Source organism: Corynebacterium sp. SA-MJD20WY100 (genome assembly GCF_039822565.1).
GTDB classification, from domain to species: Bacteria; Actinomycetota; Actinomycetes; order Mycobacteriales; family Mycobacteriaceae; genus Corynebacterium; species Corynebacterium phoceense_A.
The window spans coordinates 87,370-110,237 of sequence record NZ_JBCJKS010000003.1; the positions used below are offsets into that span (position 1 = coordinate 87,370).

Consider the following 22,868-nt stretch of genomic DNA (forward strand, 5'->3'; position numbering starts at 1 on the left):
CGATGCCCCCTTGTACCCGGCCATGCAGGCTGGCTTAGCGTCCCTGCTGGCGCTTATCGCGCTGCACGCGCTCGCGCAGCTTCTTGATGTCCACGCGCTCAAGCCGCTTGGACGGTGCCGACTCAACCCAGGCGTTGAGCGCCATCGCCCCATGGAGATCCGTGGCAAGTTCGTACTCCTGGCCGGCGGCCTGGAAATGGACGGCCTCGGTGGCCTCCGTCATAAAAGAAGCCTCGTCATCGTCGAGGGTGCGAGAACCCAAGAATTCGATGTCGAGGCGATTGAGCGTGAGATCGGCGGCCGGCCATACGGAACGCAGCTTGTAGAACTCCATGAGCTCACCGCGGTAGCGCAGCAGGCCGTGGCGCCAATTGTGCGTATCCTTGGCCGGCACGGTGCGCAGAAGTATCTGGGTGCCGTTGGAACGCAGAGCAAAGAAGCGCACGGCAGCGAGCAGCACCACAACGACGACGGTGAGCAGAACAAGCCAGCCCAGAATGGTCATCACGGTCTCCACGGCGGTGCCACCTCCATGCAACAGATAAATCTAAATTTGGGGTTAGAGGTAACTCTAGCGCGTTCGCATTCCCTCGCGCTAAAAAATGACCGGAGACGGGTCAAGGATCACACGCGTACTGATTCCTTTTTCGGTGGGCACGGGGCACTGCGCTGCGCCGAGAGCCGCACCCGCTCCGACTGCAAGAAAACGACGAATCCCGCCTCCCCTTCCCGAAGGAAGGACAGGCGGGATGCGACTCAAGCGAGAGCAGGAAGGGCCTTGCTGCCCTTGTCATCTCTCCAGCCGCAGAGTCTTAAGACTCCTGGGCACGACGGACGGCGCGCTCACCGGCGGTCTTACGAGCGTTCTCCAGCCATTCGCTGGTGTACTCGGAGCCCACGGTGGTGTCCTTGCCGTATTCGTCGGACCACACGGCCCAATCGGCAAGGACGGTCACCTTGTCTGCGTTGATGGAGAGGAAGCCACCCGACACGGCGGCGACGCGACGGTCGCCGTCGACCGGACGGATGGTCACGACGCCGTTGTCGACCAGCTGGCCGATCATGGGCTCGTGGCCAGGAAGCACGCCGATCTCACCCTCGGTGGTCTCAGCCGTGACGATCGTGGCCTTGCCGGTCCACAGCATACGTTCGACGGAAACCAGTTCCACGGTGATGTCAGCCATGTGCGTCTCCCTACTTCTTCTCGGTCAGCTTCTTGTACGCAGCCTCGACGTCGTCCAAGCCACCCAGGCCGTTGAAGGCCTGCTCCGGGTAAGCGTCGAACTCGCCATTGCAGATGCGCTCGAAAGCGTCGATCGTCTCGGACAGCGGGACGTAGGAGCCCGGCAGGCCCGTGAACTTCTCTGCGACGAAGAAGTTCTGGCCCAGGAAGCGCTCGATACGACGTGCACGCTGAACGGTGATCTTGTCCTCCTCAGACAGCTCGTCCATACCAAGGATGGCGATGATGTCCTGGAGTTCCTTGTTCTTCTGCAGAATACCGATGACGCGCTGCGCAACTGCGTAGTGGCGCTCGCCGACGATGGACGGCTCGAGGATACGAGACGTCGAGGTCAGCGGGTTCACGGCCGGGTAAATACCCTTGGACGCGATACCACGGTCAAGCTCGGTCGTGGCGTCAAGGTGGGCGAAGGTCGTCGCCGGTGCCGGGTCGGTGTAGTCATCGGCCGGGACGTAGACGGCCTGCAGGGAGGTAATCGACTTACCCTTGGTGGAGGTAATGCGCTCCTGCAGAACACCCATCTCATCAGCCAGGGTCGGCTGGTAACCCACGGCGGAAGGCATACGACCCAGAAGGGTCGACACCTCAGAACCGGCCTGGGTGAAACGGAAGATGTTATCGATGAACAGCAGCACGTCCTGGTTCTGGACATCGCGGAAGTACTCCGCCATGGTCAGGCCGGACAGGGCCACACGCATACGAACTCCCGGCGGCTCGTCCATCTGGCCGAACACAAGGGCCGTATCCTGCAGAACGCCCATTTCTTCCATTTCGAGGAAGAGGTCGGTGCCCTCACGGGTACGCTCGCCGACGCCGGCGAAGACGGAGGTACCGGAGAACTCGCGTGCGATACGAGTAATCATCTCCTGGATAAGAACGGTCTTACCCACACCTGCGCCGCCGAAGAGGCCAATCTTGCCGCCCTTGACGTACGGGGTCAGAAGGTCGATGACCTTAATACCCGTCTCAAGGATTTCGGTCTTACCCTCGAGCTGGTCGAATGCCGGCGGCTCGCGGTGGATGCCCCACTGCTCGCCGTCACGGCCCAGACCCGGCTGGTCGAGGCAGTCGCCGAGGGCGTTGAACACGTGGCCCTTGACGATGTCACCGACGGGAACCGAAATCGGCTTGCCGGTGTCGGTCACGACGGCACCGCGAACGAGGCCGTCAGTCGGTGCCATGGACACGGCACGGACGAGGTTGTCACCGAGGTGCTGAGCGACCTCGAGGGTGACAGTCTTTGCAACAGCTTCGAGGGAGATCTCGACGTGCAGTGCGTTGTACAGTGCCGGCAGTGCGCCGCGCGGGAATTCCACGTCGACGACCGGACCGATGACGCGCACGACGCGACCGGCAACCGCCGAATCCTGTGCATTCTGCTCTTGCAGAGCTGTAGTCATAATCTAGTCACTTTCTGCGCTGTCAGATAGCGCGCCAGCGCCACCGACAATCTCTGTAATTTCCTGGGTAATCTGTGCCTGACGGGCCTGGTTGGCCACACGCGACAGGTCCTTGACAAGGGCCGTCGCGTTATCAGTTGCAGACTTCATAGCGTTGCGTCGGGAAGCGGACTCGGACGCCGAAGACTCCAAGAACATGGAGAACAGCGTACGCGAGACGTACTGCGGAAGCAGGGCATTCATGAGAGTGTCTGCGTCCGGCTCGAACTCGTAGTCTGCAGTAACCTCGTCCGTCGTCGCCGCAGTGGCAGACTCCGGAAGATGCAGATCCTCTTCCTGGATGACCGGAACGACTGGCAGCAGCTGCTGCGCACGCGCAGTCTGAGACAGCATGGACTCAAACTCCGTGTACACAACGTGAACCTCGTCGAAACCGCGGGCTGGCTGGCCCTCGTTGACGCCTTCACGCGACTTGGCCGTACCATTCGAACCCGCGAGGAAGCCATCAATGATGTGACGGCGCACGTTGTGGGTTGCCTCCCAGGACGGATCCTGGGAGAAACCGGTCCAGGCACCTGCAACCGGATCTTCGCGGAACTTGTAGAAGCCCACGCCCTTGTTGCCGGTGACGTAACGAACGACCTCGAGGCCGCGCTGCTTGAGCAGCGCTTCCAGCTCGGCCGCCTTCTTGAAGACGTTGTTGTTGTAGCCACCGCACATGCCGCGGTCCGAGGAGACCACGAGAATGGCAGCTACACGCGTGTCTTCACGGGGCGTAAGCATCGGGTGGTCGAGCGAGCTAGCCGCAGCGAGTCGATTCATAACGTTGTTCAACTCGTGTGCGTACGGCTGGGACGCTTCCACGCGAGCCTGCGCCTTGGTAATGCGCGAGGTAGCAATGAGCTCCTGAGCCTTGGTGATCTTCTTAGTCGAGTTCACGGACCGGATACGGTCGCGCAATTCGCGAAGATTTGCCATGGTGTTCGCTCCTCCCTTCTTTAATCTAGACGGTTAAAAGTCGTTGGATGTGTGACTTACTTGGCCGTCTTGCGGGAGACGTTGAGCTCGGTCTTCTTGTGCTCCGCTTCTGCCAGCGGCTCCACCGGAGCCTCGGTGCCGAGGTTGTGGCCCTCGGTCGTCTGGAAGGTCGGAGTGAAGTCCTTAGCACCAGCGAGGAGCGCTTCCTTGGACTCGTCGGTCAGAGCCTGACCGCCAGCAATCTGCTCGAAGACCTGCGGCGCGTTGGAACGCAGGTACTCCTGCACATCGCGCTCGAAGCGGCGAACGTCCTCAACGGGAACGACGTCGAAGATGCCAGCGTCGGCCAGGAAGATGGACACCATCTGGTACTCAACCGGCTGCGGGGAGGACTCGGACTGCTTCAGCAGCTCGACGAGGCGCTCACCGCGCTCCAGCTGAGCCTTGGAAGCAGCGTCAAGGTCCGACGCGAACGCGGCGAAGGCCTGCAGGTCGCGGTAGGACGCGAGGTCCAGACGCAGGTTACCGGCAACCTTCTTCATACCCTTGGTCTGAGCGGCACCACCGACACGAGACACCGACACACCGACGTTAATTGCCGGACGGACGCCCTGGTTGAACAGGTCGGACTCCAGGAAGACCTGGCCGTCGGTAATGGAAATAACGTTGGTCGGGATGAAGGCGGAGACGTCGTTCGCCTTGGTCTCGATGATCGGGAGAGCCGTCATGGAACCAGCACCCATGTCGTCGGAGAGCTTTGCAGCACGCTCCAGCAGACGGGAGTGCAGGTAGAAGACGTCGCCCGGGTATGCTTCGCGTCCCGGCGGACGACGCAGCAGAAGGGAAATCGCACGGTAGGCCTCAGCCTGCTTGGTCAGATCATCGTAAATGATCAGGACGTGGTCGCCCTGGTACATCCAGTGCTGGCCAAGAGCAGCACCGGAGAACGGTGCCAGCCACTTGAAGCCTGCGGAGTCGGAAGCCGGAGCAGCCACGATGGTGGTGTACTCCAGGGCACCGTGCTGCTCGAGCGTGTGGCGCACGCCAGCAATGGTGGAACCCTTCTGGCCGATAGCGACGTAGATGCAGCGAACCTGCTTGCTCTTGTCGCCGGACTCCCAGTTAGCCTTCTGGTTCAGAATGGTGTCGATGCAGACTGCGGTCTTACCGGTCTTGCGGTCGCCAATGATCAGCTGACGCTGGCCACGGCCGATCGGGGTCATTGCATCGATAGCCTTGATGCCGGTCTGCATCGGCTCTTCCACCGGCTGACGCTGGAGAACGGAAGGTGCCTGCAGCTCGAGGACGCGGTCCTCTTCGGCTTCAATCGGGCCAAGGCCGTCAATCGGCTGGCCCAGGGGGTTGATAACGCGGCCGAGGAATGCCTCGCCCACGGGAATGGAGAGAACCTCGCCGGTCCTCTTGACCTCGTCGCCCTCAGTAAGGGACTCGAAGTTACCCAGGACAACGACGCCAATCGAGTTGGTGTCGAGGTTCTGTGCGACGCCAATCACGCCGCCGGGGAACTCGAGAAGTTCGTTAGCCATAACGGAAGGCAGGCCAGAAACCTGCGCAATACCGTCGGCTGCCGAAATCACCACGCCGGTCTCCTCACGGGAGGCCTCCGCGGAGTAGCTCGAGGTGTAGTTCGCAATCGCGCTACGGATCTCATCGGAGGAGATCGTCAGCTCCGCCATGTTGTTCCTACTCTCGGTAGTATCGTCCAATAATTTCTAAAGTTGTGTCGTCATCGAAGACGAGTTGAAGGAAAGGCTAAAGCCTTTACTTCGACATCGCGGTACGCATACGAGCAATCTTGCCCGCAGTGGAACCGTCGATGACCTCGTCGCCGACGCGGATGATCATTCCGCCAAGGATGCTTTCGTCAACCTCGGAGTGAATGGACATCGCACGACCGTAAATCTTGCCCAGCTTGTCGGCGAGTGCTTGCTGCTGATTGTCATTCAGTGCGCCCGCGGAGGTGACATAGGCGATGGAGCGGCCCTGCAGCTCAGCTGCCTGGGATGCCAAACCCGCAATGTCATCAATCGGGTTGTGCTCGGGGCGAGCGATGGTCTGAAGCGCAAGCGCCTCAGTGAACATCGTGACCTTGCCATAGAGCACGTTCGCCAGCAGTCCGCGCTTACGCGCAGACTCAGCAGTGCGATCAGTAAGCAGCTGGGTCAGCTCGCCCTCACGGTCCAGAATGCGCGACAGGCGGAAGAGCTCGTCTTCAACCTGGCCCAACTGGCCCTGAGCCTCGGCACCGCGCAGAAGTGCGCGACGGCCAAGATTAACCAAGCCGTTCACGAGGTCGCGAGCGGACGACCACTGGTGGGTCACAACGTCCTCGAGCACGCGCAGAGCGCGGTCCGAGACCTTGGAACCGAACAGAGTGTTCACAAGCGCCTTGCGAGCGTCTGCAGAAGCAGCCGGATCCTTGAGGGCGCCGCGCAGCTCGCGGTCGCCATCGAGAACCTCGACAACCTCAAACAGATCGAGGCCGGTGCGTGCAAAGTCTGCGACCGCGTCGCCACCGTAAAGGACAGAGTCCAAGGTGGTCTGCGAGGTCGCGAGTGCTTCGCGGCTAGCTGCCTTCATGTCTGCCTACTTTCCGGCCGGTGCCACAGTGTCGAGCTCGGACAGGAAAGCATCAATCGTGGAGGACTTGCGGGTGGCGTCCGAAAGTTCGCCGCCCAGCAGCTTCTCTGCGAGGTTGATGGAGTTCTGACCGATTTCAGAACGCAGCTCGGTAACGACCTGTGCACGGGAAGCTTCCAGCTGCTTCTCGCCAGCGGCGACAATGCGGCGGGACTCTTCCTCAGCCTGAGCCTTTGCCTCGGTCTCGATCTGCTTGCCGCGCTCACGCGCCTGCTCACGGATCTCGGCAGCCTCGGCACGGGCATCAGCCAGCTGAGCGTTGTACTTCTCGAGTGCAGCCTTGGCCTCAGCCTGCTGAGCTTCGGCGCGCTTCAGGCCGCCCTCGATCTGGTCTTCGCGTGCCTGGAGCATCTTGTTGTACGCCGGAAGAACGAACTTCCAGAACAGGAGCAAGATGACTACGAAACAGATCAAAGACCAGACGATGTCATAAGTCGCGGGGAGAAGAACCGAGAACGAATCCTCGTTCCCTTCTTCGGCCGCAGCCAAATAAAAGACGTTGTTCATTGGTCTCCAGTCTTAAAAAGGTTGGTGTGGTTAACGCGAACTTTTTAGAACAGGAAGCCGGCGACCAGGCCGATGAGGGCGAGGGCCTCGGTGAAGGCGATACCCAGGAACATGGTGGTGCGCAGCTGGCCGGCCATTTCGGGCTGGCGAGCCATAGCCTCGACGGTCTTGCCGGCGACGATGCCGATGCCGATGCCCGGGCCGATAGCAGCGAGACCGTAGCCGATGGTGCCAAGACCGGAGATGGAGGACTCAGCAGCCTGTGCCAGGATGATTTCGTTCATGGTGAAAGTCGTTCCCTTTCGTGTTCCCCGGCCTGTGTATCAGTCCGGGATGAGGATGTTGATGGAGTTGAAAGAATTCTTAGGTCGTGTAGACGACCTTCGTCCTAGTGCGAATCCGCGTGGAGGGACAGCTCGATGTACACCGCCGTCAGCAGAGCGAAGATGTACGCCTGCAGGAAGATGACGATGATTTCGAACAAGCTGAAAGCAATACCCAGGATGATGGTGACACCCGAGAGAGCCGTCCAACCATTCAGCTGCCAGAAGAAGAAGTTCGAAGCAGAGAACAGCAGGACCAGAATGATGTGTCCAGCCAGGAAGTTCGCCATGAGACGAATGGCAAGAGTGACCGGTCGAAGAATGAAGGTCGAGAAGAACTCGATCGGCACAACCAGCAGGTGCAAGGCCGGAGGCAGGTTAGGAATAACCACCGACGACTTGATGAACTTGCCAAAGCCATAGCGCTTTGCGCCTGCGTAAATCATGGCGATGTACGCGACAGCGGCGAGCACGATAGGCATGCCGATACGACCATTAGGCGAGATGTTCAATCCCGGAATAATGGTCGGTACGTTCATAAAAAGGACCGCGAAGAAGATGGTCGCGATAATCGGAAGGAATCGCTTCGCCTCCTTCTTACCCAGAATGTCTTCAGCGATATAGACGCGGACGAAATCGACCGCGTGCTCGCCGACATTCTGCAGACCCTTCGGAACCAGCTTCGGGTTCTTGAAGGCCAGCGCGAAAAGAACCACCAGAACGAGCGTCATCAAAACGCGCACGAACATAAGGCGGTCGAACGCAAACGCGCCGCCAGCAAAGTCCCGAAGGAACAGCTCAGAAGGATTAATTTGCCCCGGGAAGAATTCCTCACCCAAGTTGGGCTCGTGGAAGTGGCCACTTAGGGCCAAAGTTGTAACGCTCAGCGTTCTCTCCCGTGTTTGGGCCGTACGTAGTTCGTAAAAACTCACGCACGGTGCGATGGACGTCTCAAGCTCTCTGCCACAACTTTGGACTCCGTCGCACATCACACGTTGTGGCAGGGACTTACCAACCAAGATCCGTCATCCTCGCAGGTTATGCGGTGAAAATGTCGAATCTGCGGTAACCCGCGGTAAATAATATCAGGTTGGTAAGGGGTTTTCGCCCGCGGGGGCGCGCTTTTGTTTCGCCTGACAACGCGTACCGACTTTTATCTAAAACCCGTGCCACTGAGCACGCGATTTACCCTGCTCACCTGGCATAAGTAAGATACGTCACAAAGGAGAGGATCCCGCAGTAAATGGGGGTAGCTGCAATTATTGAACCCGCCCCTAACCGGGGTATTAAACTCTCACACCACGTATCAACACCGAATGCCCGCCCCCACTTCTTCGGGGACGGGCGTGGACCAGTGCTGAGCTAAGTTTTAGAAGACGTTCGACATCTGCGAAGTCATGACTCCCCACACCTCGGAGGCCAGGACGACCACGAGGACGGCGACCACGGTGATAAACAAAGCCACGTGATGGTAGAACTCGAGATCACGAATAAGCGCCATGACGATAATCAAGAGCACAAGCTTGAGCAACCAGCCACCGAATACGACAGCAAGGGTCGTATTCGGCGTTGTGTTGGAGGTAAAAAGCACCGAAGCCGCCGTCATCAAGACGAACGCGCCGCCGATGGCCGCTCCAATGAGCACTCCCCAGATACCCGGCAACCCAGCTACGCCGCCCCAGATAGCGAGCGACACAATCGTGATAGCTACAAGGCCTTTCCAGCCAAAGCTTACGGCACGCTGAAGCGGGCGGCGCGGGTCATCAATGCCTTCAACGCTGTTGAGCGGAGGCAGCTGCGCGGAATTGGCCGCGGAGTTGTCGGCGGAGTTGTCGTTGTGGGAAGCGGTGGATTCAGACACGGGAGACGATAATACCGCACCCTTCGCACTCCCCCAATGCTTAAGTCACTTAGGCCGGATGGACGTGCTCCACGACCGTTGTCGGTCGACGCTTTCGGCCGATCTTGCCTTGCCGCAGCGGAATGAGGGTCGCAACGAAAGCAAGGACCAGCGCGACGATGGTAAACGTCACTGCCGCCGCCGGCGGCACGATAGAAAAACTCACTGCGCCAAAAGCCACAGCAGAGACCCACATGTAGAGCACGAGCACCGTTCGGCGATGTGTGTGTCCCAGGGAGAGCAGACGGTGGTGGATATGGAGCTTGTCCGCTGCGAACGGGGATTTGCCGTGCGAGACGCGGCGTACGACGGCCCACACGAGGTCGAGCACGGGCACAAACACTGCGGCCGCCACCACGATTAAGGGGCTCATGAGAGCCACCATGTCCACGCCGCCATAGAGCGACATGTTGATCTTGCCCGAGGCCGAGGTCGACGCAGCGGCGAGCAGCAGGCCGATGAGCATGGCGCCGGTATCTCCCATGAAGATGCGGGAAGGCTCAAAGTTGTGCGGGAGGATTCCGGCACAAATGCCCACGAGTGCCGCCGCTATGATGGCCGGCGGGTACGCCGAGACCGCGCCGCCTTGGTCATGCAGGACGGTCAAGGAGAAGATGAGGATTGCGGCCCCTGCGATCATGCCCAGGCCCGCAGCCAGCCCATCCAGGCCATCGACGAAGTTGATCGCGTTGATGAGCAACACCGTAATGAACACAGTAAAGAGTGTGGACTGGACTTGGTCGAGGACGATGGTCGTTCCATCGCCTGCCGGGATGAAGAAGAGAGTCCAGCTCAGTCCCAGCACACTCATGACGCCGGCGGCGACCACCTGTCCCACGAGCTTGACCATGGCAGACAGTTCGTAGAGGTCATCGAGGATGCCGACCAGGACAATGGCGGCGGCCGACCAGAGGACCGCGGTCATCTCCGGGGTGACGGGCATGAACCCGCGCGTCAAGGCTGGAAGCTGTTGGGCAAGAAAGATGGCCGCGATGAAACCGGTAAACATTGCCACACCGCCCAGCTGCGGGGTGGGTTGCGAGTGGGCGTCGCGCTGGCGGATCTCCGCCACGCGTCCGGTGCGGACAAGCAACGAGCGCACCACGCCGGTGCACAAGTACGTGATGGCGGCGGCGACGAGCAGCACAAGACCGAGCTCACGCAGCGGTACGCCGGTTCCAGCCATCTATCCTTCTTCCTTCGTCATGTCGCGCTCTACTCCACGGGGAAATCGGCGCCGGGCAGTATCAGTTCTATACGGTTAGTCGCGGACGGTAAGTTACGGACGCGTGCGCAATGTCTCCACAGGAACACCGATGACCTCAGAAATCTGCTCGGCAGAAATCGCGCCTTCGCGCAGGAGGTACGGGTGCGCCTGGGACAGGTCGACGATGGTCGACGGCTTGCCGATGGCGGCCTCTCCCCCGTCAAGGTACACCGACACGGCCTTACCCAGCTGCTGCTTGGCGGCAATGGCCGTGGTCGGCGGAGTGTGTCCCGAGATGTTGGCAGAGGAAACGGCCATAGGACCGACCTCGCGGAGCAGCTCGATAGCGACGGGCTGCAAGGGCATGCGCAGCATCACGGTGCCGCGGGTATCGCCCAGGTTCCACGGCAGGCTGGGAGCCTGCGGGACGACGATGGACAGTCCGCCCGGCCAGAATGCCTCGACGAGCAGCTGCATGGTGTCCGTAATCGACGCGACGAGCCCCTTGTACGTATCCCAGGAACCGACGAGCACCGGCACCGGCATATCCGGGCCGCGGTGTTTCGCAGCGAGCAGGCTCGCGACGGCGTCGTTGTCGAAGGCATCGCAGCCGATGCCGTAGAGGGTATCCGTCGGCATGACGACCAGGCGCCCGGACTTCGCGGCCTTGACGGCTTCAGCGATGCCCTCGGCACGGGTGGCCTCATCGGCGCAGCTATAAATCTTTCCTTGCATGTCTAAGGATTCTCCAGCCTTGATGGTGTGTGGGAACGGTTAATGAGGTGCGTTCCTTTTAACCCGGACTAGCTTACTCGTCTCGTAGGGCGGTCACGAAGCGTGGTGTGCCCGTAAGATCCGTGAGGGGTTGAATTGCTGTAAATCCCCCGGCCTCATGCAGCGCGGCCTGCACCAAGGAACTGGTCGTATCGTCGTGTTCGATGCCCACGCGGCCGCACGGTTTCAGCAAGCGGGAGACCGTCGGCACCATCTGTCGAATGAGCGTCATGCCGTCTGCACCGGAGAAGACCGCCTCGTGCGGGTCGGCGTAGACCTCCGGCTCCAGGTCATCGGTCTCCGGGACATAGGGCGGGTTCGTCACAAGGAGGTCGACGCTACCATTAAGCTCCGCCAGAATTTCGGGATCTGTGACATCGCCTTGGATGAGCGTCACGCCGGAGTCGGCGAGGTTGCGCTGGGCGTAGGAGAAGGCGGCATCGGAAAGCTCGACGGCATAAACCCGGGTGTTCGGGACCTCGTGCGCGATATACGCCGCCAAGGCTCCGGAGCCGGTGCACAAGTCCACCACCAGCGGCGTCCCGCTCGCTGCGCGCGCGGTGCGGAGCGAGCGCACCGCCCACTCCGCGAGGACCTCGGTCTCTGGACGCGGGATGAACACACCGGGGCCGACCTCGAGTTCCAGGGGTCCGAACCAGGCGATGCCAAGGACGTGCTGGAGCGGCTCGCGGCGTTCACGGCGGGAGACGAGTGCCTCATAGGCGACGTCGAAGCCGGGCATGGGTTTCTCATGGAGAGGAATATCCATGTGTCCGGTGTGAATGAGATACGCGACCATAAGTCTCGCGTCCCACTCGGGGCTGGGCACGCCAGACGCGCGAAGGCGCTCCGCAGCACTGCGAAGCGCCTGTCCGTAGGTGTGGGGCACCGTTTAGTCCTCGGCCTCGAGGCGCTCGGCGCGCTCCTGGGCCTGCAGGGCCGTGATGAGATCCTGCATGTCGCCGTTCAACACGTGGTCCAGATTATTGGCCTTGTAGCCAATGCGGTGGTCCGTGATGCGGTTCTCCGGCCAGTTGTAGGTGCGGATGCGCTCGGAACGGTCCATGGTGCGCACCTGGGAAGCGCGCTGTTCGCCGGCCTCGGCCTCGCGGGCCTCGCGCTCCATCTGGTCTAGTCGGGCCTGCAGAACCTGCAGGGCACGCGCCTTGTTCTGGATCTGGGAGCGTTCCTTCTGACAGGTCACAACCAGGCCGGTGGGCAGGTGGGTGATACGCACGGCCGAGTCGGTCGTGTTAACACCCTGGCCGCCCTTACCGGAAGAACGGTAGACGTCGACGCGGATATCCTTCTCGTCGATGCTGACAGACTCGATCTCGTCCGGCTCCGGGTAGACGAGCACGCCGGCCGCGGAGGTCTGGATGCGGCCCTGGGATTCGGTAACCGGCACGCGCTGGACGCGGTGTACGCCGCCCTCGAATTTGAAGACGGACCAGGCGCCGTCGCGCGACGGGGTCTTGGACTTGAAGGAGATGGACATGTCCTTCACGCCGCCCAGGTCGGATTCGTTGAGGCCGAGGACCTCCCACGCGAAGCCGGCCTTATCGGCGAAGCGCTCATACATGCGGGCCAGGTCGCCAGCGAAGAGGGCAGCCTCTTCGCCACCGGCGCCAGCCTTGATCTCCATAATGATGTCGTCGCCATCGTGCTCGTCGCGGGGCGCGAGCAAGTCAGCGAGCTTTTCTTCGAGCTCGACCACGAGCGGCTCGAGGCGGTCGACCTCCGCCTGGAAGTCGTGGTCCTCGTAGGCCATCTCCTTGGCGTCCGCGAGATCCTCGCGAGCCTGGACGAGCTCATCGTTGATGCTCACGATGGGACGCAGCTCCGCATAGCGCTTGGACAGCTTGCGGAACATCTTCTGATCACCGGCCACCTCAGGGTCAGCCATCTGCATTTCGATGCCTTGGTACTCGGAGACGATGTCGTCAACGAGGGAAACTTGGCTAGCCATTAGACGTAATCCTCCACATCCTTGTCCGCGACCATGGGCGCGGAGCTGGCGATCTGCATGAGGAACTCGCCATTCGATTTGGTCTTCTTGAGCTGCTTGATAAGCAGGTCAATGGCCGCGAACGAGTCGAGGCCAGAGAGGATGCGACGCAGCTTCGTCATGATCCGCGCCTCCTCTGGGACGAGCAGGAGCTCGTCCTTACGGGTGCCAGACGGGTTAACGTCGACGGCCGGGAAGATGCGGCGCTCGGAAATCGCGCGGTCCAGCTTGAGCTCCGCGTTACCGGTGCCCTTGAACTCCTCGAAGATGACCGTGTCACCCGTGGAGCCGGTCTCCACCATCGCGGTGGCGATGATGGTGAGCGAGCCGCCGTTTTCGATGTTGCGCGCAGCACCCAGGAAGCGCTTCGGCGGGTAGAGCGCGTTGGAGTCCACACCACCGGAAAGGATGCGGCCCGAGGCCGGGGACGAGTTGTTGTACGCGCGGCCCAGGCGGGTAATGGAGTCGAGGAGAACAACGACGTCCTTGCCCTGCTCCACGAGGCGCTTGGCGCGCTCGATGGCCAGCTCCGCGACGGCGGTGTGCTCTGACGGCGGACGGTCGAAGGTCGAGGCAATGACCTCGCCCTTGACGCTGCGCTGCATGTCCGTGACTTCCTCAGGACGCTCGTCGACGAGGACGACCATGAGGTAGCACTCCGGGTTATTCGTGGAAATCGCGTTCGCGATGTTCTGCAAAATGGTCGTCTTACCGGCCTTCGGCGGGGAGACGATGAGCGCACGCTGTCCCTTACCGATCGGCATAATGAGGTCGATGACGCGCGTGGTGAGGATCTTGGGATCCGTCTCCAGGCGCAGGCGCTGGTTCGGGTAGAGCGGCGTGAGCTTGCCGAACTCTGGGCGTTCCTTCGCCGTCTGCGGGTCGAGACCGTTGACGGAGTCGACTTGCACGAGCTGGTTGTACTTACGGCGGTTGCGGCCGTTGCCCAGCGTCTTGGTACCGGCACCGACCTTGACCTGGCCGGTCACGGCGTCGCCGGAGCGCAGGCCCAGGCGGCGCACCAGGTTGTTGTTGACGAAGACGTCGCTGCCCGCGGCGTGGTAGCCGGTCGTGCGCAGGAAGGCCACGTTGTTGTCAACGACCTCAAGAATGCCGCCCACGGCCTGCAGCTCGTCGCCCTCGCGGACCTGCAGATCGCCGTTGCCGCCGTGATTGTTGCCACCCTGGCCGTCGTTGCCACCGCGATTGCGGCGATTGCGACGTCCGCGGCGACCGCGGCGGCCATTGCCCTCGTCGTCGTTATTGCGGCGGTTGCGGCCGTTCTTGTCGTTCTGGCCGTCGTTGTCGTTCTTCTCGTCACGATCGTTATTTCGGTCGTTACCGCGATCATTGTTGCGGTCGCTGTGACGGCCGCGGCGGTTGCCGCGGCCACGCTGCTCGTCGTGGTTGTGCTGGTCTTCGGAAGAACGCTCAGCGTTGTCGCCCGCGCTGGAGTCGGCAGAGGAGTCCTGTGCAGCCTCGTCGTCGCCGACGCGGCTGCGCTCGCGCAGGGACTTCTTCGAGTCATCATCCTGCGCACCGTTCTCCCCCTGTTCGTTGCGGGCCTCGCGGCGCGCACGATTGCGGCGGGCGCGGCGGGCCTGAGAGCGGGACTCGTAGGTGCGGTTATCGCCGTCGTCCTGCTTCTCACCCTGGTTGGCCTGCTCCTGCGGCTCCTGCTCAGCGGCCATTTCTGTGGCTCCAGAGGCAGCAGTGGTGTCAGCAGCGGTGTTTTCGGCGGCAGCCTTGCGCGGGACGCGGCGCGGGCTGTCGCCGCCCAGGACGTTGCGCTTGGGCGTGGAGGTCGCGGGGGCATCGGCAGCCTTGGCTGCCTTAGCGCGCTTCGGCGCGGTGCCCGTGGTCAACGCCTCGATGAGTTCCCCCTTGCGCAGGCCCGAAATGCCCTTGAGGCCGCGCTCGGCGGCGAGCTTGCGCAGTTCCGGCAGCTTCATCGACGCAAGGTCAGCGGCTGCGGTGGTGTCCGTAGTGCTCACGGATATCCTTTCGTTTCTCCCCGGACCATGGGTGGGATCGCCGCGCACGCACGTGCGATAAGGCCCAGGGAGCCATCTTCAAACAATGTCTATGAATCCCCATGGACGCAATCACGGTGCGAAACGCGTTACCCGTGAGTGAAGACACACGCGGCCATGAGTAGAAATCGGGTGACTGGTGGAATGAAATTCGCGGGGACAGCGGCGCCACGAGTCTTTGAGCCGAGCACGTCGAGTACAGCACGTCAAAGGGGGCGACCGTCACAATCCGCACAGTCGCCACCCAGTATAGATCACCTTTCGCCCCATGTCGCAATAGGCACCCGCGCGTGGCAGGTGTGCGGCTACCATAAAGGGCATGCTTTCGACGATGCAGGACGTGCCGCTGAATATCTCACGCATCTTGGACTACGGGTCCACGGTCCACGGGGCCACCCCGGTGACCACGTGGCGTAGGGACGCGGCCGCGGGCGAGGAGCCACAAGAGGTCGCAACGTTTGCCGATATCGGAGCGCGCGCGGCGGCGTGGGCGCATGCGTTGCACGAAGACCTGGGGGTTACGGGCGACGAGCGCGTGGCCACGCTCATGTGGAATTGCGCGGAGCACCTGGAGATTCTTTTCGGCACAGCGTGTAAAGGCGCGGTCTTCGTGCCGCTGAATAAACAGCTCATGAATGACCAGATTCGCCACATCATCAACCACTCGCAGGCGAAGGTCGTTGTCGCGGACCCGCGCTTGGCCGTGCAGCTGGGTCGCATCTTAAGCGGCGCGCCAGAGGTCGAGTCCGTGGTCTTTACTGGCTCGGTCGGGCTTGCCGATGCCGCCCTCCACATGCCCCGCAGCGTCGCAACGTACTCCTACGAGCAGCTCCTCGACGGAAAGTCCTCGCGCTACCGCTGGCCGGAGCTCGACGAGCGCACTGCGGCGGCACTGTGCTACTCCACGGGTACGACCGGCGCGCCCAAGGGCGTGGTATACTCCCACCGCTCCATTTACTTGGAGGCCATGCAGCTGCGTTCCTCGGATTCGCTGTGCGTCACGCACGGCGAGACCTTCTTGTGCTGCATCCCCATCTATCACGTGCTCAGCTGGGGCGTACCCTTTGCAGCGTTTATGACGGGCACCCCGTTGGTGCTTCCAGATTCGGACGTCTCGGCGCCCACGTTGTCCAAGCTCATCGCTGCGACCCACCCGCGCGTGGCGCATGGCGCACCCACTATTTGGCTCCAGCTCATCGTCCACTACATGCAAAACCCGCCGGAGCGCATGTCGCTCACCGAGATCTACGCGGGCGGCTCGCCGGTGCCGCCGCAGCTCATCAAAGTCTGGGAGGAACGCTACGGCGTGGACGTCATCCACGTGTGGGGAATGGTGGAAACCTCCACCGTGGGCTCCGTAGCCCGCCCACCGCAGGGCGTCAACGGCCCGGCGCGCTGGGCCTACCGCATCTCCCAGGGGCGCATTCCCGCCTCGTTGCAGTATCGCGTGGTCAACGACGGCCAAGTCGTGCCCAAGACGGACCGCAACTCCGGCGAGATTCAGGTGCGGGGCAACCTCGTCACGGCGTCCTACTACGACTCACCCACGGCTTCTTCGGGTGGTTCGGCCAGCGAGTTCCGTGGCAAGGCTGTGGAGAATGCCGCCTCCAAGTTCACCGCAGATGGCTGGCTGCGCACCGGCGACGTCGGCTCCGTCACACACGACGGCTTCCTCACCATCGAGGACCGCGCCCGCGACGTCATTCGCTCCGGCGGCGAGTGGATCTACTCGGTCCAGCTGGAAAACCTCATCATGTCTGATCCGCGCGTTATCGAGGCCGCCGTCATCGGCTACCCGGATAAGCAGTGGGGCGAACGCCCGCTCGCCGTCACCGTGCTCGACCCGCAGACTTCCCCCACCATTGAGACGGCCGAGTCCCTGCGCGACGCGATGCGCAAGGAGTTACCCAGCTGGATGCTGCCGGAATACTGGACCTTCGTGAAGTCCATCGATAAGACCTCCGTGGATAAATTCGATAAGAAGGACCTGCGCATGCACCTGGCTGAAGGCGAGTACAACATCATTCGCCTCTCCGGTCCGGGCGAGACCCACCGTCCCGAGTTCGATGAGTTCGAAGCGGAGGAATTCTAGGCCAGCCGGCCCCACGCCGTAGAGTGCTTGGATAAGGACATCCCCTCGCCGTTGGCCTCCTCGTCGAGGAGCTGCGCCGCCGTGTCCGCCCAATCCCATCAGTGCGGGAGAGCACTCTCGGTAGGTCAGCACTACTCTCGGCAGCTCGACACACCCGGGGAATAAACACGAACAAACCCGCGTTATATTGTTTATACTGTGCCCACGTCCAAGCTATGGTGGAAACCCTATGACTTCCCCGTCTCAACTCACCCGCGTCGCGCTTCCGCTGCCGCGCATCGGCGGCGCTCCCACGCCACCCGCGGATATGCCCGCAGCTCATGCGGACGGTTCGCGCGCGCTCATCGACCGCTACGGCCGCGTCGCGCGCGACCTGCGCGTCTCCCTCACTGACCGCTGCAATCTGCGCTGCACGTACTGCATGCCCGCCGAGGGCCTCGATTGGATGCCCACGGAACACACCCTCTCCGACGAGGAGACCATCCGTCTCATCCGCTTGGGCGTCGAGCGCCTCGGTATTCGCCAGGTGCGTTTTACCGGCGGCGAGCCGCTACTGCGCAAGTCCCTGGAGAAAATCATCGCGGCAACCAAGCAGCTGCGCACTGACGAAGGTGTCGCGCCCACCATTGCGCTCACCACCAACGGCCTAGGCCTCCACCGCCGCATTGAAGCGCTCAAGGCGGCGGGCCTCGACCGCGTGAACATCTCGCTCGACACCATTGACCGCGAGCTCTACGCGCAGCTCACCCGCCGCGACCGTATCAAGGATGTCTTCAAGGCCATCGCTGCCGCGAGCGCAGCGGGTCTTCACCCCGTCAAAGTCAACGCCGTGGTCATGCCGGGCGTTAATGAGGACGGCATCGTCCCGCTCGCCCGCTTCTGCCTCGAGCACGGCGCGCAGCTGCGCTTCATCGAACAGATGCCGCTGGGTCCGCGCGAGAAGTGGCGCCGCGACCAGCTCGTCACGGCGGACCAAATCCTCGATTACCTGCGCGAAGACTTGGAACTTACTCCGGCCCGCGAGCCGCGCGGCTCCGCCCCGGCCGAGCTGTGGGAGGTGACCTCCCACGATGGCACCCTCCACGGCACGATCGGCATCATCGCCTCGGTGACGCATCCTTTCTGCGGCGACTGCGACCGCACGCGGCTTACCACGGATGGCGCGGTGCGCAACTGTCTCTTCGGCAACTCGGAGACGTCCCTGCGCGACCTCATGCGTGCGGGTGCCACCGACGAGGAGCTCATGACCGCCTGGGCCGGCGAGATGTGGGCCAAACTGCCGGGCCACGGCGTCAACGACGAAGGCTTCTTGCAACCAGATCGTCCTATGTCCGCCATTGGCGGCTAACCTAAACGTCTATGTCCGTTACCATCGCTGCGCACCGCGCGCGCGTCCTCGCGCTAGCACATCCGGCCACGCCCGTCGACACGCCACTCGCGGAGCTGCCTGGCCGCGTTCTCGCTGCTGACGCTCCTGCGCGTTTCCCCATCCCGCCTTTCGATAACTCGGCGATGGATGGCTTCCTCGTCCGCCGTGCCGATCTCACGGGTGAAGGCCCGTGGACGCTGCCCGTCGCAGGCGATGTCCCCGCGGGCTCCGCGCCGCTGCCCGTGCCTGTTGGCCACGCCGTGCGCATTATGACGGGCGCACCCACCGGAGATCCTTCCGGACTTGCCGTCATCCCGGTCGAGGACACCAACATTCCGTCCGGCCCGCACCCGCTACCAGAGTCGGTCACTGTTTTTAGGCTGGGCGAGCGCTCGCATATCCGGCGCGCGGGCGATAGCCTCCAGCCCGGCCACCCCGCGGCGACTGCTGGCACGCCTGCGGATGCGCCCACCCTCGCCGCGCTCGTGTCGGCAGGCGTCGCCTCGGTTTCTGCCTACCCGGCGCCGGCCGTCGCCGTCGTGACGTCCGGCTCCGAGCTGCTCACGGCGACCGACGCCGCGGCGCTCTCCTCGCTCCCGGCTGGGGCGCTTCCCAATTCCAATGGCCCCATGCTCGCTGAGCTCGCCCGCGTTGCTGGCGCCAGTGAGGTCACGCACCGTCACGTCGTGGACTCACCCGAGGCGCTCGCGGCGGAGCTCGATTCGCTCGCCGCTGCCGGGGTCGATCTCATCATCACCTCCGGTGGCGTGTCCGCCGGTGCCTTCGACGTTGTTCACGAGGTCCTCGGAGCCTCGCCTGACGCCTGGTTCGGCGAGGTCTGCCAGAAACCCGGCGCGCCGCAGGGCGCCTCGACGTGGCGTGGCGTGCCCGTACTTTCCTTCCCGGGCAATCCCGTGGCGGCTTTCGTGTCCTTCCATCTCTACGGTGCGCCGGTCCTGCGGCGCCTGCGCGGTCTGCCCGACGCGCCCGCCCCGTGCGTTGTCGCCCAGCCCGACACTGAATTCCCGCGCGTACGCGACCGCGTCCTCATAGTGCCAGTGCGCCTGGACTTCACGGTCTCGCCGCCGCGCGCCACGCCTTTTAGCGGCCGCCACGTGGGCAGTCACCTCGTCGGCTCGCTCGCGGGCACGCACGGCTACGCCGTCCTCGAGTCCACACTCCCAGACGGCGCACCCGTCGACGTCTACCTTTACTAACCCCCGGATTTCCCACTGATTGGAGCCTTTATGAAGTTCACGCACCTCAACGACGCCGGCGCCGCCTACATGGTCGACGTCACAGAGAAGAAGCCCACCGTGCGCACGGCCACCGCCCGCGGCGAGGTCTACTGCTCGCCGGAGGTCCTCGCCGCGCTGCGCGACGGCACGGTGCCCAAGGGCGACGTCCTCGCCGTCGCCCGCGTGGCCGGCATCGCCGCGGCGAAAAAGGTTCCGGAGCTCCTCCCCCTCGCCCACACCATCGGCGTCCACGGCGCCGCGGTCGACCTTGAGCTGCGCGAGGACTGCGTCTTCATTGAAGCCACCGTGCGCACCGCAGACCGCACAGGCGTAGAGATGGAAGCACTCACCGCCGTCTCCGTCGCGGCGCTCGCCGTCATCGACATGGTCAAGGGCGTCGACCGCGCCGCCTACATTCGCCGCACCGGCATCGTCGCCAAGTCCGGCGGCCGCTCCGGCGATTGGTCCCGCGAGCTGCCGGAGCTCGCCGAAATCCCGGCCGCTGAGTAATGCGCTCCACAACCGGAGTCATCGTCCTCGCCGGCGGACGCGGCACACGCATGGGCGGCGTGGATAAAGGCTCCGTCACCGCGCGTGGCGCGCGCCTTATCGACCATGTGCTCGCCGCGCTGCCCTACGGCACGCCCACCGCCGTGGTCTCGCCGTACCCGCTGGGTCTGCCGCAAGTCTGCGAGTCTCCGCTCTTTGGCGGTCCCGCCGCCGGCATCGCCACCGGCTTCCACACGCTCGACACCCCGCGGGTCGCGGTGCTCTCCGTCGATGCGCCCGATTCCCCGCGCATGCTTCCCCGCCTGGTAGCGGCCCTCGACGCCGCACAGGGGGCACCGGCAGCCGTCGCCACGACCGGCTCACGCATCCAGCCGCTCATCGCGCTGTGGAACGCGGACGCGCTTGCGACCGCGCTGGCGGGGCTAGGTTCGCCGCACAATACATCCGCTCGCCGTCTCCTGCGCGCCGCCCCCGGCGCCCTTGTCCGCGTGCCCGGCACCGGTGCCGAAGTCGACTACGACACCCCCTCCGAATTGTGTGCCTGGGCTGCCCGCGCCTCAACTTAGTCGAAGGCTGAAGGCCTAACAGGCGTCTCGGAAGATATCCCCCACGAGTGGCAGCATCACACCAAGCGTGTCAGCGACCGCGCCGCGCGAGGACGCCGAGTTGATGATGAGCGATCCGCCGCCGCGATCCGTCATGCCGATGATTCCACGCGAGAGACCCGCCTTGTGCGAGGACTCCAGGCCCTTGAGCAAGACTTGGGTCTCCAGGCCGGTAAGCCGCGCGGTGACGAACTCCGCGGTGACTTCTGGCGTGTAATTCGTGGTGCCTACGCCTGTGCCGCCGATGACGACGATGACGTGCGTGCCAGCGCGCACCTCGGCACGCAGCGCCTCCGCAACACGGGCGTAGCCTTCCGCGATCACGACGTGGGAGCCCACTTCGAAGCCCGCATCTACCATAAGCGACGCCGCGAGTTCACCCGCCGTATTGGGCTTTTCGCCGCTGAGAATCCTGTCGGCGGTAACGATGATGGCGGCCGTGGTGGGCGTCATATCTGACTCCTTCAATTCCGTACACAATGTGTGACAAATTCAACACATTCAAACGTAAACAAAACTTAGGGTGACCTTCTTCAAGTTAACCTGCACCGGGCGCGAGTGAATTATTTTCGCAACATTTTCATGCCGTAATTAAACACGGAAGAACCCGTGAAAAAGGTCATGCTCCAGCATAAACCACGATAAATTGGAGAGGAGCCCTTTTCTACGAGATATGGCAAGGAAAATAATGACTGCTCTCGATACCTCCGGTTCTACCATTCAAGGGTGGAACCCGGAAGATCCAGACCACTGGGATTCCAAGATCGCGTGGAAGACCCTTTGGATCTCCACTTTTATCCTCATCATCGGCTTCGCCACGTGGTACTTGGTATCCGCCATCGCGCCAATGCTCAACCAGATCGGCTTCGATCTGTCGAAGAGCCAGCTGTACTGGCTCACCTCCATTTCGGGCCTCGCCTGCGGCCTGTTTCGACTGCTGTTCATGTTCCTGCCGCCGATCATCGGCACGCGCAAGCTCGTGACGCTGTCCTCCCTGCTGTTTATCATCCCGATGCTCGGCTGGTTCTTCGCCGTGCAGAACACCTCGACTTCGTTCTGGTGGTTCATGGTGCTGGCCTTCCTCTCCGGCGTCGGCGGCGGCGTCTTCTCCGGTTTTATGCCGTCCACCGGCTACTTCTTCCCCAAGCGCATGTCGGGCACGGCGCTGGGCATCCAGGCCGGTATCGGTAACTTCGGTATCTCCTTCATTCAGCTCGTCGCGCCGTGGCTTATGGGCTTTACGCTTCTGGGCATCGGCTTCGTGGCGCCGCAGCGCACGGATGAGGGCGATATCTTCGTGCATAACCCGGCTATCTTCCTCGTGCCGTGGGCCCTCATCGGAGCCATTCTCGCATGGACCATGCTCAAGGACGTGCCGATCAAGGCCAACTTCCGCCAGCAGATCGACATCTTCGGCAATAAGAACACGTGGATCCTCACCGTCGTCTACCTCATGTCCTTCGGTGCTTTCTCCGGCTTCGCGGCCCAGATGGCACTGCTCATCAACAACATCTACGGCGCCAACTCCTCCTTCGCAGGCACCTTCGAGAACCTGCCTAAGGGCGCGACCTACGCCTTCCTCGGCCCACTCATCGGCGCACTCGTCCGCGCACTGTGGGGCCCGCTGTGCGATAAGTTCGGCGGTGCCATCTGGACTTTCATCGGCTGCCTCGGCATGACGGTCTTCACCGCAGCCTCTGCACTCTTCCTCAACCCGAGCGACCCGAGCGAGTTCAAGTGGTTCCTCACCTGCATGCTCATCATGTTCTTCTTCACGGGTCTCGCTAACGCCGGCACCTTCAAGCAGATGCCCATGATCCTCCCGGCCCGCCAGGCTGGCGGCGTCATCGGCTGGACCGGCGCCATTGGTGCCTTCGGCCCGTTCGTCGTGGGCGTGCTGCTGTCCGCCATGCCTGCAGCTGCGTTCTTCTGGGGCTGCGTGGTCTACTTCATCATCACCACGGCGCTCGTGTGGATCTACTACGCCCGCCCCAACGCTCCGTTCCCCGGTTAAACCAAC

The 22,868-nt window shown here is 62.7% G+C and carries 22 protein-coding genes; 6 read left to right on the forward strand and 16 right to left on the reverse strand.

What is annotated here, in order from left to right:
• Window positions 1-34: 34 nt before the first annotated feature.
• The 15 genes from ABJ196_RS02595 to rho form a co-directional block, all read right to left on the reverse strand.
• Entirely contained in the window at window positions 35-517 is a 483-nt protein-coding gene (locus tag ABJ196_RS02595) for a DUF2550 domain-containing protein (protein ID WP_347305100.1), read from the reverse strand.
• A gap of 295 nt (window positions 518-812) precedes the next feature.
• Window positions 813-1,184 carry a F0F1 ATP synthase subunit epsilon gene (locus tag ABJ196_RS02600; protein WP_347305101.1) on the reverse strand — a complete coding sequence of 124 codons (372 nt, stop codon included), beginning with the start codon at window positions 1,182-1,184 and terminating at the stop codon, window positions 813-815.
• A gap of 10 nt (window positions 1,185-1,194) precedes the next feature.
• Complete coding sequence (gene atpD / locus ABJ196_RS02605; protein WP_066490872.1) at window positions 1,195-2,643, reverse strand: F0F1 ATP synthase subunit beta; 1,449 nt, start codon at window positions 2,641-2,643, stop codon at window positions 1,195-1,197.
• Between the two features lie 3 nt (window positions 2,644-2,646).
• On the reverse strand, window positions 2,647-3,621 hold the full coding sequence (locus tag ABJ196_RS02610) for a F0F1 ATP synthase subunit gamma (protein ID WP_347305102.1): 975 nt from the start codon (window positions 3,619-3,621) through the stop codon (window positions 2,647-2,649).
• A gap of 56 nt (window positions 3,622-3,677) precedes the next feature.
• Window positions 3,678-5,318: a F0F1 ATP synthase subunit alpha gene (atpA, locus tag ABJ196_RS02615; RefSeq protein WP_347305103.1), complete on the reverse strand. Its 1,641-nt coding sequence runs from the start codon at window positions 5,316-5,318 to the stop codon at window positions 3,678-3,680.
• Window positions 5,319-5,403: 85 nt separating this feature from the next.
• A complete protein-coding gene (locus ABJ196_RS02620) occupies window positions 5,404-6,222 on the reverse strand; it encodes a F0F1 ATP synthase subunit delta (RefSeq protein WP_066490852.1) in 819 nt (272 codons plus the stop codon).
• Window positions 6,223-6,228: 6 nt separating this feature from the next.
• Window positions 6,229-6,789, reverse strand: coding sequence for a F0F1 ATP synthase subunit B (locus ABJ196_RS02625; RefSeq protein WP_066490850.1), 561 nt, complete (start codon window positions 6,787-6,789; stop codon window positions 6,229-6,231).
• A gap of 44 nt (window positions 6,790-6,833) precedes the next feature.
• Window positions 6,834-7,073 (reverse strand): ATP synthase F0 subunit C, encoded by a 240-nt coding sequence (locus ABJ196_RS02630; protein ID WP_257035175.1) that lies wholly within the window; start codon window positions 7,071-7,073, stop codon window positions 6,834-6,836.
• Window positions 7,074-7,177: 104 nt separating this feature from the next.
• A complete protein-coding gene (gene atpB, locus ABJ196_RS02635) occupies window positions 7,178-7,984 on the reverse strand; it encodes a F0F1 ATP synthase subunit A (protein ID WP_257054835.1) in 807 nt (268 codons plus the stop codon).
• A gap of 497 nt (window positions 7,985-8,481) precedes the next feature.
• Window positions 8,482-8,907 carry a hypothetical protein gene (locus ABJ196_RS02640; RefSeq protein WP_257054921.1) on the reverse strand — a complete coding sequence of 142 codons (426 nt, stop codon included), beginning with the start codon at window positions 8,905-8,907 and terminating at the stop codon, window positions 8,482-8,484.
• Between the two features lie 115 nt (window positions 8,908-9,022).
• Window positions 9,023-10,198, reverse strand: a complete 1,176-nt coding sequence (locus tag ABJ196_RS02645; protein WP_257054833.1) for an MraY family glycosyltransferase — start codon at window positions 10,196-10,198, stop codon at window positions 9,023-9,025.
• Between the two features lie 93 nt (window positions 10,199-10,291).
• On the reverse strand, window positions 10,292-10,954 hold the full coding sequence (locus ABJ196_RS02650; RefSeq protein ID WP_257054831.1) for an L-threonylcarbamoyladenylate synthase: 663 nt from the start codon (window positions 10,952-10,954) through the stop codon (window positions 10,292-10,294).
• Between the two features lie 73 nt (window positions 10,955-11,027).
• Window positions 11,028-11,882, reverse strand: coding sequence for a peptide chain release factor N(5)-glutamine methyltransferase (prmC, locus tag ABJ196_RS02655; RefSeq protein WP_347305104.1), 855 nt, complete (start codon window positions 11,880-11,882; stop codon window positions 11,028-11,030).
• Between the two features lie 3 nt (window positions 11,883-11,885).
• Window positions 11,886-12,962, reverse strand: coding sequence for a peptide chain release factor 1 (gene prfA / locus ABJ196_RS02660; RefSeq protein WP_347305105.1), 1,077 nt, complete (start codon window positions 12,960-12,962; stop codon window positions 11,886-11,888).
• On the reverse strand, window positions 12,962-14,995 hold the full coding sequence (rho, locus tag ABJ196_RS02665; RefSeq protein ID WP_347305106.1) for a transcription termination factor Rho: 2,034 nt from the start codon (window positions 14,993-14,995) through the stop codon (window positions 12,962-12,964). The genes prfA and rho overlap by 1 nt, the downstream gene beginning before the upstream one ends.
• A gap of 358 nt (window positions 14,996-15,353) precedes the next feature.
• Here rho and ABJ196_RS02670 point away from each other — a divergent pair, with 358 nt between their 5' ends.
• The 5 genes from ABJ196_RS02670 to ABJ196_RS02690 all read left to right on the forward strand — a co-directional run bounded on the left by ABJ196_RS02670 (window position 15,354) and on the right by ABJ196_RS02690 (window position 20,809).
• Window positions 15,354-17,126: a long-chain fatty-acid--CoA ligase gene (locus ABJ196_RS02670; RefSeq protein ID WP_347305107.1), complete on the forward strand. Its 1,773-nt coding sequence runs from the start codon at window positions 15,354-15,356 to the stop codon at window positions 17,124-17,126.
• A 229-nt stretch (window positions 17,127-17,355) separates the two neighbouring features.
• Window positions 17,356-18,474, forward strand: a complete 1,119-nt coding sequence (gene moaA / locus ABJ196_RS02675) for a GTP 3',8-cyclase MoaA (RefSeq protein ID WP_347305108.1) — start codon at window positions 17,356-17,358, stop codon at window positions 18,472-18,474.
• Window positions 18,475-18,485: 11 nt separating this feature from the next.
• Window positions 18,486-19,712: a molybdopterin molybdotransferase MoeA gene (locus tag ABJ196_RS02680; RefSeq protein ID WP_347305109.1), complete on the forward strand. Its 1,227-nt coding sequence runs from the start codon at window positions 18,486-18,488 to the stop codon at window positions 19,710-19,712.
• 30 nt (window positions 19,713-19,742) lie between these two features.
• A complete protein-coding gene (moaC, locus tag ABJ196_RS02685) occupies window positions 19,743-20,243 on the forward strand; it encodes a cyclic pyranopterin monophosphate synthase MoaC (RefSeq protein WP_070539596.1) in 501 nt (166 codons plus the stop codon).
• The gene (locus tag ABJ196_RS02690) at window positions 20,243-20,809 is read left to right on the forward strand and encodes an NTP transferase domain-containing protein (protein WP_347305110.1); all 567 of its coding nucleotides are present in this window, start codon (window positions 20,243-20,245) and stop codon (window positions 20,807-20,809) included. Before moaC ends, ABJ196_RS02690 begins: the two co-directional genes overlap by 1 nt.
• Window positions 20,810-20,824: 15 nt before the next feature.
• Here ABJ196_RS02690 and ABJ196_RS02695 read toward each other — a convergent pair whose 3' ends face one another.
• A complete protein-coding gene (locus tag ABJ196_RS02695) occupies window positions 20,825-21,301 on the reverse strand; it encodes a molybdopterin-binding protein (protein ID WP_347305111.1) in 477 nt (158 codons plus the stop codon).
• A gap of 235 nt (window positions 21,302-21,536) precedes the next feature.
• Here ABJ196_RS02695 and ABJ196_RS02700 point away from each other — a divergent pair, with 235 nt between their 5' ends.
• The gene (locus ABJ196_RS02700) at window positions 21,537-22,862 is read left to right on the forward strand and encodes an MFS transporter (RefSeq protein WP_347305112.1); all 1,326 of its coding nucleotides are present in this window, start codon (window positions 21,537-21,539) and stop codon (window positions 22,860-22,862) included.
• The last annotated feature ends 6 nt before the right edge of the window (window positions 22,863-22,868 follow it).

What these genes read in the sequence shown, in the direction of transcription:
- moaA (WP_347305108.1), top strand. Translation starts at nt 17,356, where the DNA reads ATGACTTCCCCGTCTCAACTCACCCGCGTCGCGCTTCCGCTGCCGCGC.
- ABJ196_RS02645 (WP_257054833.1), bottom strand. Translation starts at nt 10,198, where the DNA reads ATGGCTGGAACCGGCGTACCGCTGCGTGAGCTCGGTCTTGTGCTGCTC.
- ABJ196_RS02600 (WP_347305101.1), bottom strand. Translation starts at nt 1,184, where the DNA reads ATGGCTGACATCACCGTGGAACTGGTTTCCGTCGAACGTATGCTGTGG.
- atpA (WP_347305103.1), bottom strand. Translation starts at nt 5,318, where the DNA reads ATGGCGGAGCTGACGATCTCCTCCGATGAGATCCGTAGCGCGATTGCG.
- ABJ196_RS02680 (WP_347305109.1), top strand. Translation starts at nt 18,486, where the DNA reads ATGTCCGTTACCATCGCTGCGCACCGCGCGCGCGTCCTCGCGCTAGCA.
- ABJ196_RS02625 (WP_066490850.1), bottom strand. Translation starts at nt 6,789, where the DNA reads ATGAACAACGTCTTTTATTTGGCTGCGGCCGAAGAAGGGAACGAGGAT.
- prfA (WP_347305105.1), bottom strand. Translation starts at nt 12,962, where the DNA reads ATGGCTAGCCAAGTTTCCCTCGTTGACGACATCGTCTCCGAGTACCAA.
- moaC (WP_070539596.1), top strand. Translation starts at nt 19,743, where the DNA reads ATGAAGTTCACGCACCTCAACGACGCCGGCGCCGCCTACATGGTCGAC.
- ABJ196_RS02670 (WP_347305107.1), top strand. Translation starts at nt 15,354, where the DNA reads ATGCTTTCGACGATGCAGGACGTGCCGCTGAATATCTCACGCATCTTG.
- ABJ196_RS02610 (WP_347305102.1), bottom strand. Translation starts at nt 3,621, where the DNA reads ATGGCAAATCTTCGCGAATTGCGCGACCGTATCCGGTCCGTGAACTCG.
- ABJ196_RS02700 (WP_347305112.1), top strand. Translation starts at nt 21,537, where the DNA reads ATGACTGCTCTCGATACCTCCGGTTCTACCATTCAAGGGTGGAACCCG.
- atpD (WP_066490872.1), bottom strand. Translation starts at nt 2,643, where the DNA reads ATGACTACAGCTCTGCAAGAGCAGAATGCACAGGATTCGGCGGTTGCC.
- ABJ196_RS02650 (WP_257054831.1), bottom strand. Translation starts at nt 10,954, where the DNA reads ATGCAAGGAAAGATTTATAGCTGCGCCGATGAGGCCACCCGTGCCGAG.
- ABJ196_RS02620 (WP_066490852.1), bottom strand. Translation starts at nt 6,222, where the DNA reads ATGAAGGCAGCTAGCCGCGAAGCACTCGCGACCTCGCAGACCACCTTG.
- ABJ196_RS02690 (WP_347305110.1), top strand. Translation starts at nt 20,243, where the DNA reads ATGCGCTCCACAACCGGAGTCATCGTCCTCGCCGGCGGACGCGGCACA.
- ABJ196_RS02630 (WP_257035175.1), bottom strand. Translation starts at nt 7,073, where the DNA reads ATGAACGAAATCATCCTGGCACAGGCTGCTGAGTCCTCCATCTCCGGT.
- ABJ196_RS02695 (WP_347305111.1), bottom strand. Translation starts at nt 21,301, where the DNA reads ATGACGCCCACCACGGCCGCCATCATCGTTACCGCCGACAGGATTCTC.